The organism is Oceaniglobus trochenteri (assembly GCF_020529025.1).
Taxonomy (GTDB): domain Bacteria; phylum Pseudomonadota; class Alphaproteobacteria; order Rhodobacterales; family Rhodobacteraceae; genus Oceaniglobus; species Oceaniglobus trochenteri.
Window position 1 is genome coordinate 181,609 of sequence record NZ_JACNMM010000006.1, and the last position, 16,543, is coordinate 198,151.

At 63.8% G+C, this 16,543-nt stretch carries 16 protein-coding genes; 6 read left to right on the forward strand and 10 right to left on the reverse strand.

The features are described from left to right. Positions 1 to 129 precede the first annotated feature (129 nt). The 4 genes from H7828_RS12050 to H7828_RS12065 are packed head-to-tail and all read left to right on the forward strand — an operon-like array spanning position 130 to position 4,528. Positions 130 to 1,677, forward strand: a complete 1,548-nt coding sequence (locus H7828_RS12050; protein ID WP_226781288.1) for an ABC transporter substrate-binding protein — start codon at positions 130 to 132, stop codon at positions 1,675 to 1,677. Positions 1,678 to 1,729: 52 nt separating this feature from the next. Further along, a complete protein-coding gene (locus tag H7828_RS12055) occupies positions 1,730 to 2,752 on the forward strand; it encodes an ABC transporter ATP-binding protein (protein WP_226781289.1) in 1,023 nt (340 codons plus the stop codon). Further along, positions 2,742 to 3,734, forward strand: coding sequence for an ABC transporter ATP-binding protein (locus tag H7828_RS12060; protein ID WP_226781290.1), 993 nt, complete (start codon positions 2,742 to 2,744; stop codon positions 3,732 to 3,734). Before H7828_RS12055 ends, H7828_RS12060 begins: the two co-directional genes overlap by 11 nt. After that, positions 3,731 to 4,528: an NAD-dependent epimerase/dehydratase family protein gene (locus H7828_RS12065; protein ID WP_226781291.1), complete on the forward strand. Its 798-nt coding sequence runs from the start codon at positions 3,731 to 3,733 to the stop codon at positions 4,526 to 4,528. Before H7828_RS12060 ends, H7828_RS12065 begins: the two co-directional genes overlap by 4 nt. A 154-nt stretch (positions 4,529 to 4,682) precedes the next feature. On the opposite strand, the gene H7828_RS12070 is transcribed toward H7828_RS12065, so the two are convergent. Genes H7828_RS12070 through H7828_RS12115 form a run of 10 tightly spaced genes read right to left on the reverse strand, consistent with a single transcriptional unit; the run spans position 4,683 to position 14,287 of the window. After that, positions 4,683 to 5,675, reverse strand: a complete 993-nt coding sequence (locus H7828_RS12070) for a TRAP transporter substrate-binding protein (protein WP_226781292.1) — start codon at positions 5,673 to 5,675, stop codon at positions 4,683 to 4,685. Between the two features lie 17 nt (positions 5,676 to 5,692). Beyond that, a complete protein-coding gene (locus H7828_RS12075) occupies positions 5,693 to 6,985 on the reverse strand; it encodes a TRAP transporter large permease (RefSeq protein WP_226781293.1) in 1,293 nt (430 codons plus the stop codon). 3 nt (positions 6,986 to 6,988) lie between these two features. Beyond that, complete coding sequence (locus tag H7828_RS12080) at positions 6,989 to 7,492, reverse strand: TRAP transporter small permease (protein ID WP_226781294.1); 504 nt, start codon at positions 7,490 to 7,492, stop codon at positions 6,989 to 6,991. Positions 7,493 to 7,520: 28 nt separating this feature from the next. Beyond that, positions 7,521 to 8,327, reverse strand: a complete 807-nt coding sequence (locus H7828_RS12085) for an ATP-binding cassette domain-containing protein (protein ID WP_226781295.1) — start codon at positions 8,325 to 8,327, stop codon at positions 7,521 to 7,523. Beyond that, the gene (locus tag H7828_RS12090) at positions 8,324 to 9,499 is read right to left on the reverse strand and encodes a sugar ABC transporter permease (RefSeq protein ID WP_226781296.1); all 1,176 of its coding nucleotides are present in this window, start codon (positions 9,497 to 9,499) and stop codon (positions 8,324 to 8,326) included. Before H7828_RS12090 ends, H7828_RS12085 begins: the two co-directional genes overlap by 4 nt. 58 nt (positions 9,500 to 9,557) lie before the next feature. Continuing rightward, positions 9,558 to 10,598 (reverse strand): substrate-binding domain-containing protein, encoded by a 1,041-nt coding sequence (locus H7828_RS12095; protein WP_226781297.1) that lies wholly within the window; start codon positions 10,596 to 10,598, stop codon positions 9,558 to 9,560. 56 nt (positions 10,599 to 10,654) lie between these two features. Next, complete coding sequence (locus tag H7828_RS12100) at positions 10,655 to 11,428, reverse strand: oxidoreductase (RefSeq protein WP_226781298.1); 774 nt, start codon at positions 11,426 to 11,428, stop codon at positions 10,655 to 10,657. 11 nt (positions 11,429 to 11,439) lie between these two features. Next, the gene (locus H7828_RS12105; protein WP_226781299.1) at positions 11,440 to 12,315 is read right to left on the reverse strand and encodes an SMP-30/gluconolactonase/LRE family protein; all 876 of its coding nucleotides are present in this window, start codon (positions 12,313 to 12,315) and stop codon (positions 11,440 to 11,442) included. Continuing rightward, the gene (kce, locus tag H7828_RS12110) at positions 12,315 to 13,241 is read right to left on the reverse strand and encodes a 3,5-dioxohexanoate:acetyl-CoA acetone transferase (protein ID WP_226781300.1); all 927 of its coding nucleotides are present in this window, start codon (positions 13,239 to 13,241) and stop codon (positions 12,315 to 12,317) included. The genes H7828_RS12105 and kce overlap by 1 nt, the downstream gene beginning before the upstream one ends. 5 nt (positions 13,242 to 13,246) lie before the next feature. Further along, positions 13,247 to 14,287 carry a 3-hydroxyacyl-CoA dehydrogenase gene (locus tag H7828_RS12115; RefSeq protein WP_226781301.1) on the reverse strand — a complete coding sequence of 347 codons (1,041 nt, stop codon included), beginning with the start codon at positions 14,285 to 14,287 and terminating at the stop codon, positions 13,247 to 13,249. A 118-nt stretch (positions 14,288 to 14,405) separates the two neighbouring features. Here H7828_RS12115 and H7828_RS12120 point away from each other — a divergent pair, with 118 nt between their 5' ends. Then, the gene (locus H7828_RS12120) at positions 14,406 to 15,389 is read left to right on the forward strand and encodes a DUF4432 family protein (protein WP_226781302.1); all 984 of its coding nucleotides are present in this window, start codon (positions 14,406 to 14,408) and stop codon (positions 15,387 to 15,389) included. Positions 15,390 to 15,436: 47 nt separating this feature from the next. Continuing rightward, positions 15,437 to 16,432: a LacI family DNA-binding transcriptional regulator gene (locus H7828_RS12125; RefSeq protein WP_226781303.1), complete on the forward strand. Its 996-nt coding sequence runs from the start codon at positions 15,437 to 15,439 to the stop codon at positions 16,430 to 16,432. Positions 16,433 to 16,543 lie beyond the last annotated feature (111 nt).

Genomic DNA, 16,543 nt, shown 5'->3' on the forward strand with positions numbered 1-16,543 from the left:
GCGGTTTCGGAGCGTCCACTAAAATCGGTTATCGATTATCGATTATTTATTTTACAGATGGCGCGGCCTTGCCTATGGTCGCCCCGTGCCCCTGCGCATTGGTGGGCGAAAAACGGGAGGAACATGACAATGGTTGTATTGAAGGCTTCACGCCGCCTGGTGATCGGGGGATGTGCCGCGCTTGCCATCCTGGCGGGCGGTGTTCCCGCCCTGGCGGCGCCGGTGCAGGGTGGCGATCTGGTGGCGACCCAGGACATCGAGATTGCATCGCTGGACCCCTTGTTCGGGTCTGCCGTCGGCTATGACCGCTCGGCGCTGAACCTGTTCTACGAAAACCTTTATATACTGGATGCCGAAGGGGAATTCGTTCCGCGACTGGCGACCGGGTGGCAGATTGCCGAGGACGGTCTGTCGATCACGTTCAACCTGCGCGAGGGCGTGACATTCTCGGACGGAACGCCGTTCGATGCTGCGGCGGTCAAGGCGAATATCGACCGCGTGGTGGCCCTGCAGGGCGAAAGCCGCGCCGCGACACAGGCCTCGGCCATCTCGGGGGCCGAGGTGGTCGACGACATGACCGTGAAGATCAATCTCGCCCGTCAGTCGGGGTCGATCCTCAGTATCCTCGCCAGCGAATCGGCGATGATGGTATCGCCCGCCGCGATGGATGATCGCGAGGCGCTGCGCCGCAATCCTGCGGGAACGGGGCCGTTCCTTCTGGAGGATTGGCAGGGTGGGTTCCAGCTGAAGGCGGTGAAGAACCCCGACTATTGGCGCAAGGACGATGCGGGCAATGCACTGCCCTACCTCGACAGCGTCACCCTGCGGTTCATCGCCGATACCTCGGTTGCCATCGTCGAGGCACAATCCGGCGCCGCCCATATCGCGGACCGTATCCAGTCACGCGATTTCGACCGGGTCGAGGCCATGGAGGGCCTGACGCTGAATCCGCGGCCCAGCCAGATCACCCAGTTCCTGGTCTTCAACAACTCGGGCGAACCCTTTGCCGAAAACGAGAAACTGCGCAAGGCGGTCAGGGCCGCAATCGATCCGGCGCGGGTTGAAAGCGTGGTGTCGCGTGGACGGGGACGGGTGAACCCGACCTGGGTGCCGCACACGTCATGGGAATACACCGAAGACCTGGACACGCCATCCTACGATCCGGAACTGGCAAAACGGCTTTACGCCGAAAGCGGCCACGAAGGCCCCCTGACCATGAGCATCATCCAGCGCGATCCCGATACCCAGATCGCCCAGATCGTGCAGGCGCTTCTGGCCCAGGCCGACATTCCGATGGAGATCGAGGTGCTGGAGCGCGAGGCCTGGCTGGACAAGACCCGCGGGCGTCGGCACGAAATCGCCATGCTGCGGTCGACCGCGCCGCTGGCCGACCCCGATATCCGCTTTTCGGGCTATTACCTGCCGGAAAGCGGCGGCAACTACTCGGCGATCCAGGATGATGCGCTGATTGGTATGGTGAAGGCCGCCGAGGCCGAGACAGACTTTGACGCCCGCAAGGCGCAGTACAAGGACATCCAGCAACGCCTTCTGGACAAGGCCTACGAGGTTTACCTGTTTGCCCGGCCTGCCGCCGAAGTCCTGCGCGAAGAGGTGAAGGGGTTCGATACCGAACTGGTAAACTCCTGGCGGCTTGAAGAAGTGTATCTGGAGCAGTGATGCCGCGCCGGGGCCGCGATGGCGCGGCCCCGGCCTGAGCAGGGAGACCAGGATGAGCGAACACGAACCGGTGCTGTCGGTGCAGGATCTGAGGGTTGATTTCTCCATCGGCGGGGCATTTGTGCCGGCGCTTGAAGGGGTGTCCTTCGACGTGGCACGCGGCGAAACGCTGGCCGTCGTCGGCGAAAGCGGTTCGGGCAAGACAATCACAAGCCTTGCCCTGATGAACCTGCTGGGGGCCCGGGGCGCACGTCGTCAGGGCCGTGCCATACTGCACCGCGCATCGGGGCCGGTCGATCTTCTGGCGCAATCGGAACGGGCAATGTGCGATATCCGAGGCGCCGAGATTGCGATGATCTTCCAGGAGCCGATGACATCACTGAACCCGGTCCAGACCGTGGGCGACCAGATTTGCGAAGCCATCATCCTGCACGAGAAATGCAAGCGCAAAGAGGCGCTGGAGCGGGCGGGCGATCTTGTCGCGCTGGTGCGGATGCCCGACCCGAAACGCCAGCTTCGGGCCTATCCGCACCAGTTGTCGGGCGGGATGCGGCAAAGGGTCATGATCGCCATGGCGCTGTCCTGTTCGCCCCGGCTGCTGATCGCCGATGAACCGACCACCGCGCTGGACGTCACCATTCAGGCGCAAATCCTGTGGCTGCTGCGCGAATTGCAGGAAAAGCTGGATATGGGCATGATTTTTGTCACCCACGATCTTGGCGTGGTCAATCAGGTCGCCAGCCGGGTCTGCGTGATGTATTCCGGCCAGATCGTGGAACAGGGGCCGGTGCGCCAGGTGTTCGATACGCCATCCCACCCCTATACACGCGGCTTGATCCGGTCGATCCCCAGGGGGCGCAGCGCCGCGCGGCTTTATGCCTTGCCGGGCCGGGTTCCGCCGATTGCCGCCCGGCCCCGGGGCTGCCTGTTCGCGCCGCGGTGCCAGCATGCGCTTGATGGCCTTTGCACAACCGAGCGCCCCGCGCCGGTCGAGGTGGCGCCGGGGCATGCGGCCCGCTGCAAACGGCTCGATCACCTGCCTGCATTCGAAAGGGCCCCTGCCGATGTCGCGTGACCTGCTGGTGGAAATCGACGGTCTGAACAAGCACTTTCCGGTGCGCGGCGGCACCGTGAAGGCGGTGCAGGATGTTTCATTCGCAATTCACCGTGGCGAAACGGTTGGCCTTGTGGGCGAAAGCGGGTCGGGAAAATCGACCTTGGGCCGGCTGTTGCTGCGGCTGATCGAACCGACAAGTGGTGAAATCACGTTTGACGGGCAGTCTGTCAGCGGCGCAAGGGCACGGGAATTGCGGGCCTTGCGCCGCAGGATGCAGATGATCTTCCAGGATCCCTATGCCTCGCTCAACCGCTATTTCACGATCGAGAGAACCCTGACCGAGCCGCTGCATCTGCACGGTATCGGCCGCAATGCCGACGAGCGGCGCAGAATCGCGGCCGAAATGCTGGAGAAGGTCGGCTTCGGCCCCGAGGTTCTGCAACGCTATCCCGCGTCGTTCTCGGGCGGCCAGCGGCAAAGGATCGGAATATGCCGCGCGCTGATGTTGCGCCCGGATCTGGTGGTGGCGGATGAACCGGTTTCGGCGCTGGACGTGTCGGTTCAGGCGCAGGTTTTGAACATCCTCGGCGATCTGCGCGCAGAGATGAACCTGACGATGCTGTTCATCACCCACGATCTGGCGGTGGTGCGTCAGATCGCCCACCGTGTCGTGGTTCTGTATCTGGGCCGGGTGATGGAGATCGGCCCCGTCGAAGCCATGTTCGATTGCGCGGCGCATCCCTATACGGAAACGCTTGTCGCGGCGGCGCCGTCGATCGATCATGTCATCCGTCCGGCCGAACTGGTGGGCGAAATCCCCAATCCCCTGTCTCCGCCGTCGGGTTGTCCGTTCCGTACCCGGTGTGCCCACGCGGTTTCCGCATGCGCGTCGGCGGACATGAGCCTGCGGGAGATCGCGCCAAACCGGTTCACGTCCTGTATCCGCGCGGCGGCGCCGGGGGCATTCGGCCAGGCGCCCGGTGTGCAGGTACCGGCATGAGTCGCGGCAGGCTTCTGGTGACCGGCGCGGCCGGGCGCGTCGGCTCGCATCTTGTTCCGGGCCTGCGCGAACTTGGCTGGGCCGTGGAAGCCACCGACCGGACCGACGGGGCGGGCATCGTTTCCGCTGATTGTCATGACGTGGCGCGGATGAGCGAACTGGCGCGCGGGTGTCGCGGCATCGTTCATCTGGCGGGTTCGCCGGGGTTCATGACCGACTGGGCCGATCTGGCGCATGCCAACATCGACGGGACCCTCGCGATGCTGGAAGCGGCGCGCCTGTCCGGGGTGCCGCGCTTCGTCCATGCAAGCTCAATTCATACTGTGGGCGGCCATGATGTGCGGGCCGCCTTCACACCCGATCTCTGCGATCTTCCCAGCGGCCTTTACGGCGTGACCAAGATCGCCTCCGAGGCGCTGGTGCGGGCCTACACGTTGAAATGTGCCCTTACCGGCATCGCCGTGCGCATATGCACCCACGCCGAGGCGCCGCGAAATGCCCGTGAACTGAAGACATGGCTGGCACCGGCCGACCTTGTTGCGCTGGTGGATCGCGCCCTTCTGGCCGACATCGCGGGGTTTCGCCGTATCTGGGGCATCTCGGCCAATGACCGGGCCACGGTGAACGACCCCGCCGCCCGCGAAATCGGCTATGCGCCGCGCTTCAACGCCGAAACACATGCAAGGCGGTTGGAAAAGGCCGGGGTCGATACCTCGGGTGTGGGCCAGTGGCACACCCTTGGCGGGCGCCAGACGGATGAGTTTGAATTGCCGCAGGCCTTCCGACAGTCATAGTTTCCACGGGTGCGGCGATCGGGGCACCGCAGGGCTGGCGCCCTGGCGGAAGCCGTCCTTGGCACGCGCCGGTGCCGATACCCTCCCGCGCAGGTCTGGATACGCGGGAGGGGGATTCAGATCGTGTGCCGGATGCCACGCTGCATCGGGCGGCTTACTGTGTCACCTCGGCGATGATCCTGCTTGCCTGATCGACCCATTCCTGGCCGCCGATGTCGTCGGCGAAGGACGGCCAGAGGGCGCGGGCGGCTTCCTGCCATTTCTCTTCGTCCTCGGGGGCGCCGCTTAGTGTCATGCCCATTTCAACCAGTTTCTGCATGGCCTTCTCGGTTTCTTCGGCACTGTTCTGGCGGCCGTAAAGCGCGGCTTCGCGCCCGGCCTTGTTCAGCGCCTCCTGAAGATCGGCATCCAGACCCTGATACCAGCGTTCCGACACGATCAGCGGGCCGGACCAGATCAGGTAGTGGATTTCGGTGATGTAATCCTGCACCTCGTTGAACTTCATCGAAACGGCGGTGGTATAGGGGTTCTCCTGACCGTCGATCACGCCCTGCTGAAGCGCGGGAAAGACCTCGGCCCAGGCCATGGGCACCGGGTCAAGCCCCCAGGAGCGGAAGGTTTCGATGGCGATATTGTTCTTGGAGACGCGGATCTTCAGCCCCTGAAGGTCATCCAGGTTCTTCACCTCGCGTTCACCGTTGGTCAGGACACGGAAGCCCTTTTCAAGATAGCCCAGAATCCTCACCCCGGCCTCGCGCGGGAGCCGTTCGTTCAGCGGATCGGTCAGGGCGTCCATCGCCGCATGCGCCTGATCGGTCGAAGTGAACGCATAGGGCAGCATCATCACGCCCACCGACGGGGCCAGCGGCACGAGATTGCCGGTATAGACGATCTCGGACTCGATCGAACCGGTGCGCACCGCCTGCGCGACCTCCTGTTCGCTGCCCAGCTGGTTGGACGGAAAGATCTGAACGTCGATACGCCCGTCGGTGTATTTCTCCACCAGTTCCTCGAACTTCAGGGCGGTGACATGGGTGGGGTTGTTTTCGTTGTCTCCATGGCTGAGCCGCATGGTGTAATCGGCGGCAAAAGCGGCGCTTCCCATGGTCAGGGCAACGCCCAGCGTGAGTGTAGTCAGCAGTTTCATGATCTCTCCTCCTTGGATCAATTGACGAAGCCCAACAGCCGCGGCAGCCACAGCGACAGTTCGGGAACGAAGGCCACCAGCGCCATCACGGTGGTTTCGGCGGCCAGGAACGGGATCGACGCCTTCGAAATCCGTTCCATCGTGGTGTCGCCAATCTCGGCGGCGACGAACAAATTCACCCCGAGGGGCGGCGTGGAGTATCCGATTTCGCAGGCGATCACGAAGACGATGCCGAACTGGATCGGGTGCATTCCCAGCCCCATCACCACCGGCAGCAGAAGCGGTGTCAGGATGATGATCTGGGTCAGCGTCTCCATCCACATGCCGATGAAGATCAGCAAGAGCAGGATCAGCAGGACCAGGACGACAGGGCTGGACACCGATTCAAGCAGGTAAGCCGAAACCGTCTGCGGCACCTGGTTGATCGACAGCAGCCGACCGACAATGCGCCCCGTCACCAGCACCAGAAGGACGGTTCCGGTGATCCGCACGGTATAGACCATGGCGTCGAAAAACACCGGAAAGGTGATCTGGCGAAACAGGACGACTCCGGTGAGAAGGGCATAGACCACGGCGACGACCGAGGCTTCGGTCACGGTGAACACACCGCCATAGATGCCGCCAAGGATGATAACCGGTGCCAGAAGCGCCCATTTTGCCTGCCACGCGGCGCCCCCGATGCCCCGCAGGCTGCGCGACACCGTGGAATGCGACACCCAGCCACGACGTTTCGAGATGAAGGCCGAAACCATCCACAGGGCGAAGGCCAGCAGCAGGCCGGGGATCACACCCGCCAAGAACAGCCCCGAGATCGAGGTTTCGGCGGTGATGCCGTAGATGATCATGGGGATCGACGGCGGGATCACCACGCCGATGCCCCCCGCCGATGACGATATGGCGGCCGAGAAATCGCGCCCGTAGCCATCGCGCACCATGGCCGGAATCATGATCGATCCGATGGCGGCAGTCGTCGCCGGGCCCGACCCCGAGATCGCCGCGAAGAAGGTGCAGGCCACGATGGTGACGGTGGCCAGACCGCCGGGTGCCGGGCCGACCAGCGCGCGGGAAAAATCGATAAGCCGTTCGGTCAGCCCGCCCTTTTCCATCAGCACCCCGGCCAGGATGAACATCGGCACCGCGATGATGGTGAATTCATCGACGGCGCTATAGGCGGTCTGCACCAGATAGGACGCCGGGAAGTTCGCAACCGCCATCGACAGCACGGCAGACAGGCCGATGGACACGGCCACCGGTACCCCGATCAACAGGAAGACGATAAAGGTGACGACAAGTACGGTAATCGGATCCATGGCTCAGTCCCCCAGCCGCGCGTCGTGCAGATCGACGCCCCTGCGCCAGCGCGCGATCATCACCTGGATCACCCGGACCGAGATGAACACGAACCCCAGCGGCACGATCATCTGAACCCAGACAAGGTTGATGCCGGTGGTCTGCGAGATGTAGGGAAATTCGAACATCGACATGGTGAAGAAATATCCGTGCCAGATGACCACGGCGTTGAAGGCCAGCCAAAGAAGATCGGCAAGCGTCAGCATCAACAACCGCCCTTTCGGCGGAAGTAGCTGCAGGTGCAAGGCCACGCGGATGTGGCGGTCGGCCTCGGCGGCGACCACGAAGCCGAAATAGACCGCCCAGACAAAGGCGAAGCGTGTGACCTCTTCCAGCCAGGAAAAGGACCGCCCGAAACCATAGCGGGCGACAACCTGCACGCTGAGAAAGACCACGACAAGCGACAGCAGGAGGACACCCGCCCACTGTTCCGGCGTGCGGCGGGGGCGTTTTCCGTCCTCGCTCATGACGCGGCCTGCCATATCAGGGGGGGCATCATGTCTGGGCTCCGTGTTCGTCAAGCATCGATGCGCCCGGCCCAGGCCGGATCTGTGCAGGGCAGCGGCCCATGATGACCATGCCCAGCACCTCGTCCTTGGTCACCTCGCTGATCCGTCCCGAACCCACCTCCTGCCCGCCCTTCATCACGATGAACCGGTCCGCCAGGTCGAACACGTCGTGCACGTCGTGACTGATCAGGAAGATCCCCAGCCCCTGCGATTTCAACCGGCGCGTCAGATCGGCGACCATGGCGGTTTCATGCGGGCCAAGTGCGGCGGTGGGTTCGTCCATGATCAGGATCCGCGCATCGAACTGAAGGGCCCGCGCGATCGCTATGGTCTGGCGTTGACCGCCCGAGAGAGACCGGCAGGGAACATCCAGAGCGTCGAAATGGGGGTTCAGCCGGGCGATGACCTGTGCGGTCTGATCCCGCATCCGGGCCTGATCCATCACGCGGAACGGGCCGAACCGCCAGGCGATCTCGCGCCCCAGGAACAGGTTGGCCGAAGCGTCCAGATTGTCGGCCAGCGCCAGCGTCTGATAGATGGTTTCGATGCCCAGATCATGGGCCTCGGCGGGCGAGGACAGGGCAACGGACTGGCCGTGAACCTGGATATCGCCCAGGTCGCGCTGATAGGCGCCTGCCAGCATCTTCATCAGGGTGCTTTTGCCCGCACCGTTGTGGCCCAGCACGGCAACGACCTCGCCGGCGTCCAGGGTCAGGTCGATCCCCTTGACCGCGTGAATGCCGCCAAAGGATTTGGACACGCCTTGCATGTTCACCAAATGTGGTTGGGTCATTCCTTCGCCTCCCGGGCAAACTGATTGTCGGCAAAGACGGCGATCGTCAGGATCAGGCCGATGGCGATCATCCGCATGGAACTGGACGCGCCGACAAGAACCATGCCGCTGTCCAGGCTCTGGATCACCAGCGCGCCGATCACGGCCGCCGCCACCGATCCGCGTCCGCCCGAAAGGGACACGCCGCCGATCACGGCCGCCGCGATCACGCTGAGCTCCAGCAGCTCGCCGGTGGAGCTGGTGCCCGCGTTCAGCCGTGCCGTGGCGATGACGGCGGCGACTGCGGCAAGGACCCCCATCAGCACGTAAACGAAGAACACCGTCTTGCGGGTGTTGATGCCGACCAGCCGCGAGGCCTCCATCCCGCCGCCGATGGCATAGCTGTGACGCCCGAAGGTTGTTGCCCGGCCGATCCATTCCATCATCAGAACGATCGCGATCAGGACAAGTGCCGGCACCGGAATGCCGCGCCCGATGTCGGACCGAGGAAGGTTGTAGGCATTCATGATCCAGACGAAAGCGCCCATCACCAGCAGGACGGCAAGCACCTTGAGCACCCGCCGGCGCACCGGTTCGTTGCGGCTCATGCGGGCTGCGCGAAGATGCGCGACCACCTGTGTCACGGCATAAAGCGCGACACCGACAAGGCCGACCATCCAGCTTGCGCTTTCGCCGATTGCGCCCTGAATGCCGCCACCGAACACCAGGTATCCATCCTGGAAGGGGGCAAGCGTCCGGCCCTGGGCCGTTTCAAACGCCATTCCGCGAAAGATCAGCAACCCGCCCAGCGTCACGACGAAGGACGGCACCCGTGCATAGGCGACCCAGAGACCGTTCCAGGCCCCGATGAGCGCACCACAGGCCAGCCCCGCCAAAATGGACAGCGGCCAGTTCCACGCCGCGTCCCCTGGCAGCCACTTGATCTGCACCAGGGCGATGACCATGCCGATCAGCCCAAGGGAAGAGCCGACCGACAGGTCGATGTTGCGGGTCACGATCACGAAGGTCATGCCCGTGGCCATGATCGCGACGACACTGGTCTGAACGACAAGGTTATAGATATTGCGCGGTGTCAGGAACAAGCCGCCCGACGCAATGTGAAAGCCGACGGCGATGACGGCAAGCAAGGCGAGCAGCGAAAGGATCCGCGCTCCCTCTGTCCCAAGTTTCATGGCAATTACAGCCCCTTGTAAGGCCCGGGCGGCGGTTCACCACCCGGGCGATGTCGGCTTACTTGCAGGCGTCGGGCGCATCTTCGGTGACCCCGGCGCACAGATCCTCGCGCGAGATCCAGCCGGCATCGACCACCACCTGAAGGTTGTCGCGGGTGATCGCCACCGGCGCCAGAACCACGGCGTTCTGCGCTTCACCCTTCGGCCCCTGGTCCCACAGGACGCGATCGGTCACTTCCGCCGGGGCGGTGCCATCGGCCAGTTCCGCGGCAACCCGGGCAGCAAGCCGGCCCAGATCGCGGGCGTCCTTCCAGGCCGTGACGGTCTGGCTGCCCCTGGCAATGCGGTTCAGCGCGGCAATGTCGCCATCCTGTCCCGACACCGGAATGCCCTCCAGCCCGACCGAGGCCAGCGCCGCAACGACGCCGCCCGCCGTGCCGTCATTGGAGGCAAGAACCGCGTCCACGTCGTCGCTTACGGCGGTCAGGATGTTTTCCATGTTCTTGCGCGCGACGTCCGGCACCCAGCCTTCGGTCCATTGTTCGCCCACGATCTCGATCTTGCCTTCGGCGACAAGCGGATCGATGATTTCCTTCTGACCGGTCAGAACGTAATGGGCATACTGATCGGTCGGGCTGCCCTTGATGAGAACGTATTTCCCCTCGGGCTGTACCTCGACCAGACCGCGGGCCTGAATCCGGCCAACCTCGATCGGGTTGAAGGCGACGTAGAAGACATCGGGGTGTTCGATCTGGCGCTCGTAGGCGATGACGGGAATGCCTTCGGCAAGCGCCTTTTGCACCGACGGCAGGATCGCTTCGCTGTCCCAGGCGACAATCGCCAGAACGTCGACGCCGCGCGCGATCAGCCCTTCGATATCGGCCGCCTGCTGCGAATTCGAGCTTTGCGCGTCGGCGGTGACAAGGGTTGCACCCATTTCGTCCAGCGCTTCGCGCAATCCGCTTTCGTCGATCTTCCAGCGTTCTTCCTGGTAGTTGGCCCAGCTCATCGCGACCGTCAGGCCGTCTTGCGCCGCGACCGGCAGTGCGCCAAGCATCGCGATCGAGGCCACGGCACCCATCAGAGTTCTGCGTTTCATGTTTCTCTCTCCCTGTTTTTCTGGTTTGTGATCCCTCGCTCCCCGGGATCCGGGGGTCATGCCGCTCCGGGGTTGTCGTCCACGGTTCCGGCGACAAACTGGTCCAGATCGATGATGGCGCCCGTCATCATCGCCGCGTCGGGGGATGCAAGGAATGCGATCAGCCCCGCCGGATCGTCGGGCATCAGAAGGCGCCCGAACGGTTGTTGCGCCCCCACGGTTTCACGCCAGTTTTCGGGCAGACCGTGGGTTTCAACCTGCGTGCGCTGCTCTCCGGGGGTCCAGGTCCAGCCCAGGTTGATGCCGAAGGCGCGGATACGGTCGCGCTTGAGGGTGTTGGCCGTGCTTTTCGTCAGGGCCACGAGGGCCGCCTTGCTGGCCGAATAGCTGGCCAGGAAGGGCGGGCCACCATAGGCCAGCATCGAGGTGATGTTGACGATCGTGCCGCCCTGCCGCATGAGCGGCGTCGCAAGCTGCGTCAGGAAGAATGGCGCGCGCAGGTTGACGGCAAGGATCATGTCAAAGGTTTCGGGCGTGGTGTCGGCGATGCCCCCACGCGCGGTGGTTCCGGCGGCGTTGACCAGCATGTCGACGGCGCCCAGATCGCCGATGGCTCTTGCACCCCGGTCCATCAGCGCGTCGATATCCCCAAGATCAAGAGCGAGGGTGCGAACATCATGGCCCTGCAGCGTGCTGGCCACATCGCCAAGCGCGTCTTCCGCGCGATCGATCAGGAGGAAGCGGTTGAAGCCTTCCCTTGCCAGCCGTTGGGCGGTGGCCGCGCCGACCCCCTGGGCGGCCCCCGTGATGATGGCGGTTTTCCCTGTCATCTGCGCGTCTCCTATCCTGCGAAACGGGGTTCGGGGCGTCCGGCAACTCCCAGTCCGTCGATACGGAAGGTCGCGCCGCGCTGCGGCCCGTCGCCGGGGTATTTGGGCAAGGGCGGTTCGGCCATCGAGGTGACGAAGAGGGTGGTCAGGTCATGGCCGCCGAAGGCCAGGCTGGTGATCTTGCGCACCGGCATCTCGATCACCCGGTCGACCGTGCCGTCCGGCGCGAAGCGGAATACCCGGCCATCGAAGACGCAGGCCGACCAGACGCAGCCTTCGGCATCGACGGTGGCGCCGTCGGGCGCCCCGCCCCGGACGGCCGGCATCTGCGCAAAGCTGCGCCGGTTCGTGGCGTCACCTGTTGCGGGGTCGTAATCGAAGGCGCTGATCGTGCCCGAGAAACTGTCGGCGAAATAGAGCGTCGTGCCGTCCGGCGAAAAACACGGCCCGTTCGAACAGATGATCCCGTCTTCCAGCCGGTGCACCGACAGGTCGGGGTCCAGCCGCCACAGGGTGCCGGTGGGGTCGGTTTCGCCCTTGTCCATCGACCCGCAGAGGAACCGCCCCGCCGGATCGACCTTGCCGTCATTCAGCCGATTGCCCGGCCTGTCCGGTTCCGGATCGATGATCGGGCGGGTTTCCCCGGAATCGAGGTCAAGCGCGTGAAAGCCATCCTCAAGCGCCACGATGGCCCCGCCGTTTTCGCGCAGCGCCATGGAGCCGATGGCCGACGGGACGGTCCAGGCCCGCATTTCGCCCCCCTCGGCCGTACAGCGGAACACCCGTTTTCCCAGGCTGTCGATGAACCACAGCCGTTCGCGGTCGTGGTCCCAGATCGGGCCTTCGCCCAGCAAGGGCTTCACATCGCAGACGACCGAGATTTGCATCAGAAGTTCACTTTCTCTGATCCCTTGAGGTCAAGGATGTCGCGGGCCTCGTCGGGGGTGGCGGCACTGAGCGACAGGCCCTTCAGCAGCGAATGCACAAGTGCGATCTGCTCGGCCCCCGAGGTGGCAAGCTTGCCGGGTCCGGCCCAAAGCGAATCTTCCAGCCCGACCCGCACATGCCCGCCGTTCGCGGCAGACATCGCGGCAATGCGCATCTGGTTCGACCCGGCACCCAGCACCGACCAGCGATAATCATCGCCCAGCAGGCGGTCGGCGGTGCGGCGCATCATCATGACATCTTCGGAATGGGCCCCGATTCCGCCCAGCAACCCAAAGACCGACTGAACGAAAAGCGGCCCCGAAACCTTGCCGCGCCCCTTCATGTGGGCCAGGGAATAGAGATGGCCGATATCGTAGCATTCGAACTCGAACCGGGTGCCATTCGGGCTGCAAGCGTCCAGCACATGCTCGATGTCCTTGAAGGTGTTGCGGAATACCAGATCCCGCGAGTTTTCAAGATGGGCGTTTTCCCAATCGCGCCCCAGATCGGGATACCGGGCCTTCATCGGATAAAGCCCGAAGTTCATCGACCCCATGTTCAGCGATGCCAGTTCGGGTGCGAAATGTGCTGCGGGCTGGACCCGTTCCTCGACATTCATGAAGGGGCTGCCGCCGGTGGTGATGTTGATGACCGCGCCCGTTTCCTTGAGCGCGGGCAGGATGCGACCGAAGGCTTCGACCGATTGATCGGGCTGGCCGGTTTCCGGGTTGCGCGCGTGAACGTGCAGGATGGCGGCCCCCGCCTCGGCGGCGCGGCGCCCTTCGGCGATGATCTGGTCGGGCGTCGCGGGCAGATGCGGCGACATGCCGGGGGTGTGGATCGCGCCGGTCAGCGCGCAGGTGATAATGACCTTGCCGGTGGGCATCGGTGTCAATCCTTCCGTGTCGTGAGAAATTGGGCCAGTGCGGCAAGCCGGTCGTCACGCTGGTTGCTCAGGGCTGCGCGGTCGCGGCCCGCGCAGGCTGCCGTTACGGTTTCGCGCAACCTGCCTTCCCAGCGGGCGCGGTTGGGACGTTCCGCGCCGATGTGGTCATAGGCCGGCCCGTATCGGTCGATGAAATCGGACACACCGCCGGGGGCGTTCAGGTCGATTGTCTGAAACGGCCCCATGAACACCCAGCGCCGGGCCAGACCGTCGCGCACGGCGGTGTCGATGTCCTCGACGCTGGCCAGACCCTTGTCGACAAGGGAAAACGCCTCGTCCAGCAACGCGCCCTGAAGGCGGTTCATGATGAAACCCTCGACTTCGCGGGTTGTCGTGACCGGGCTTTGGCCGATGTCGCGCATCAACTCAACAGTCCGCGAGACGGTCTCGCGGGAGGTTGCCGGGCCGGGAACGATCTCGACCGCCGGAATGAGGTGCGGCGGATTGAGGGGGTGGGCAATCAGGCAGCGGTCGGCGCCATCCAGGCCCCGGGTGAATTGCGAAGGCAGCAAGGCGGAGCTGGAACTGGCGATGACCGCCCCGGGAGAGGACAGCGCATCGAGTTGCGCAAAGACCCCGGCCTTGATGGTTGCGTCCTCGGGGGTGTTCTCCTGAATGTGGATCGCGTCGGCGACCGTCTCGTGCAGGGTTTCGGCGTGGGAAATGCGGGCGCACAGGTCATCGGATGACTGCCCGCCCAGAAGGTCGCGCGCGGCCAGCGCCCGGCATTTTTCGGCTATCGCGTCCTTGGCCGCGCGTGCGGCCGCAGGATCATGATCGTGGAGCGAGACCGGATGATTGGCACGGGCGAAAGCGATTGCCCAGGCCTGTCCGATCAATCCCGCGCCGACAACAGCGATCTTTCCCGACATGGTTTCTCCTGCAGGCCTGAAACGAATCTTCTTCCTCAAGGCATCAAGTAAACGTTTACATAAGTCAAGCGTCGGGTTTTGCAGTGGACATTGGCACGGTTCGGCACCGTTCATGAAAATATGGGCCATATCGGCGTGAAGGTTGACAGGGGCGGTTCGTCGGCACAGGATTGAAAAGTAAACGATTACATTTCGGGTTCGGGTTGTCAGCATAATTCGGGGGACGACAGCGATGGCGCAATCGGGCGGCGGGCGCGTGGATCTTGACAGGACGTTCCGACACACTGCGCTTGGGCGTGGGCTTGCCGACATCCGGCAAGTCACCGTTGCTGACGGAGCGGGGAGCGGTGGCCGACTGCTTGAGGTGCGCACGCCATCGGGCCTCGTGGCGGATATCGCGCTTGATCGCGGTGGCGACCTGCTGAGACTGGCCTATCTCGGCCGCGAGGTGGGATGGCATTCGCCCACCGCTGCGCCCCATCCATGGCCCGATCCCGACGCGGAACACGGACTGGGTTTCATGCGCGGTTTCGATGGCTTCATGGTCACTTGCGGGCTGGATCATCACGGATTGCCGGCAGAAACGTCGGCGCAGCAGATGCGCTATCCGCCGCGTGCGGTGAACGTGCATCCCTTGCATGGCCGTATCGCCACCCAGAAGGCCGAGCTTTGCGCAAAGACCATCGGCTGGTCCGAAGGTCTGGCCCGGATCGATCTCTGCGTTCGCCAATCCTCGGTCTTCGGGGAAACGCTGCAACTGACGCGGCGCTACACCTTTGCACTGGATGCGGCGCGCATCGACATCGACGACAAAGTGGTGAACTTCGGCTATCGCCCCGCCCGTCACGGGATGCTCTATCATGTCAATGTCGGCTATCCCTTTCTATCGTCGGGGGCGCGGCTGACAGGTGAGCGGTGGTCATTGCGCGACCGGCTGAACGATGGTTCGGCGCAGCCATCGGACGATCATGTCGAGATCGTCGATGCGGAAACATCACCCTCGGACGGTGTTGTCGGGCTGTGCGCAGCGGATGGTACGCGGCTGCAACTGACGTTCGATCCGGCGGTCTTGCCTGTCACGGCGTTGTGGCGGGCGTTCCGGTCAGGCATATTCGCCCTTGGTCTTGAACCGCAGACCCGCCTCGACGATCCGGCGGCCTCGGTGCTGTATCCCGGGGCGTCCCGGCGTTATGGGTTGCGGGTCGAGCTAAACTAGGGTTCCGCGTCGCCACGTCCCGCGCCCCGCCTCAGGAAAGTGACCGCATGAGCGCGATGAAGCGAAAAACATCCATCAAGGAAGTCGCCAAGGCCGCGGGCGTCTCGATTGCCAGTGTGAGCCGCGTCATCAACAGTGAGACCGGCAAGGTCTCGCCCGCGGTGCGCACGAGGGTGGAGAAGGCGATTGCGGATCTGAACTACAGGCCGAACTGGATTGGCCAGGCTCTCAGGGGGCAGACCAACAACACCTATGCCATGGTCATATCAAGCATCCAGAACAACTTTTTCTCGTCGGTCGCATGGGAGATCGAAAGCCGCCTGAACGACAGGGGCGCGGCCATGCTTCTGTTCAATTCGAACGAGGATGCCGCGCTGCAAGAGCGCTGCCTGAAAGAAGTGCGGTCGCGTCAGGTGGCGGGTGTCTTCATGCTCTGCGCGCTGGACAGTCCGCAATTGCACGCGATTGCCGGTCAGACGCCGATGATCTTCATCAACCGCAAGGTGCCGTCATTGCCCGATGTTCCGTTCATCGGCATCGACGACCGGTCGGCGGCAATGGAACTGGCGCGCGCGATCCTGCAGGAACATGAGGGTGAGATTGCCCTGGTATCCGGACCGCAGAGTTCGGCCACCAGTCGGGCAAGGCTGGATGGATTCCGCGCCGAGTTCGAGGCCCGGAACCGGCCCGTGGCCGATGAAAGCATCAAGGAGGCCGAGCTTTCCATGGAAAGCGGCTATGCCTGTGCAGTTGCGCTACTTGAAGATCGGCGCAGATATTCGGCGATTGTCTGCGGCAACGACCAGATTGCCTATGGCGTCTATCGCCGGTGCCGGGAACTGGGGCTTTCGATCCCGGTCGAGACGGCGATCTACGGGTTCGATGACAACCCGCTCAACCAGTGGCTGGCGCCCTGGCTGAACACGGTGCGCGTTCCCTACAGGGAATACGCCGAAGCCGCCATCGGCGTGATGGACAAGCTTCACAAGGGCGATGCCGTCGGGCCGACCATCCTGCCCTATGATCTGGTCCTGCGAAGGTGAAGGAGACTGGCTTTCGCGTTTGGGGGGCCTTGGGCGATGCGTCGGCGCGCGGTTAAATCGACAGGATGCGGCCCCCGGGGTGCATTTCAACGCGCGTTTGCGGATGTCCCG

Excerpts from the sequence above, each read along its gene's own strand:
- H7828_RS12115 (WP_226781301.1), bottom strand. The coding sequence starts at position 14,287 with ATGAACGGTGCCGAACCGTGCCAATGTCCACTGCAAAACCCGACGCTT.
- H7828_RS12085 (WP_226781295.1), bottom strand. The coding sequence starts at position 8,327 with ATGACCCAACCACATTTGGTGAACATGCAAGGCGTGTCCAAATCCTTT.
- H7828_RS12095 (WP_226781297.1), bottom strand. The coding sequence starts at position 10,598 with ATGAAACGCAGAACTCTGATGGGTGCCGTGGCCTCGATCGCGATGCTT.
- H7828_RS12075 (WP_226781293.1), bottom strand. The coding sequence starts at position 6,985 with ATGGATCCGATTACCGTACTTGTCGTCACCTTTATCGTCTTCCTGTTG.
- H7828_RS12125 (WP_226781303.1), top strand. The coding sequence starts at position 15,437 with ATGAGCGCGATGAAGCGAAAAACATCCATCAAGGAAGTCGCCAAGGCC.
- H7828_RS12100 (WP_226781298.1), bottom strand. The coding sequence starts at position 11,428 with ATGACAGGGAAAACCGCCATCATCACGGGGGCCGCCCAGGGGGTCGGC.
- H7828_RS12080 (WP_226781294.1), bottom strand. The coding sequence starts at position 7,492 with ATGAGCGAGGACGGAAAACGCCCCCGCCGCACGCCGGAACAGTGGGCG.
- H7828_RS12070 (WP_226781292.1), bottom strand. The coding sequence starts at position 5,675 with ATGAAACTGCTGACTACACTCACGCTGGGCGTTGCCCTGACCATGGGA.
- H7828_RS12055 (WP_226781289.1), top strand. The coding sequence starts at position 1,730 with ATGAGCGAACACGAACCGGTGCTGTCGGTGCAGGATCTGAGGGTTGAT.
- H7828_RS12090 (WP_226781296.1), bottom strand. The coding sequence starts at position 9,499 with ATGAAACTTGGGACAGAGGGAGCGCGGATCCTTTCGCTGCTCGCCTTG.
- H7828_RS12050 (WP_226781288.1), top strand. The coding sequence starts at position 130 with ATGGTTGTATTGAAGGCTTCACGCCGCCTGGTGATCGGGGGATGTGCC.
- kce (WP_226781300.1), bottom strand. The coding sequence starts at position 13,241 with ATGCCCACCGGCAAGGTCATTATCACCTGCGCGCTGACCGGCGCGATC.
- H7828_RS12120 (WP_226781302.1), top strand. The coding sequence starts at position 14,406 with ATGGCGCAATCGGGCGGCGGGCGCGTGGATCTTGACAGGACGTTCCGA.
- H7828_RS12060 (WP_226781290.1), top strand. The coding sequence starts at position 2,742 with ATGTCGCGTGACCTGCTGGTGGAAATCGACGGTCTGAACAAGCACTTT.
- H7828_RS12105 (WP_226781299.1), bottom strand. The coding sequence starts at position 12,315 with ATGCAAATCTCGGTCGTCTGCGATGTGAAGCCCTTGCTGGGCGAAGGC.
- H7828_RS12065 (WP_226781291.1), top strand. The coding sequence starts at position 3,731 with ATGAGTCGCGGCAGGCTTCTGGTGACCGGCGCGGCCGGGCGCGTCGGC.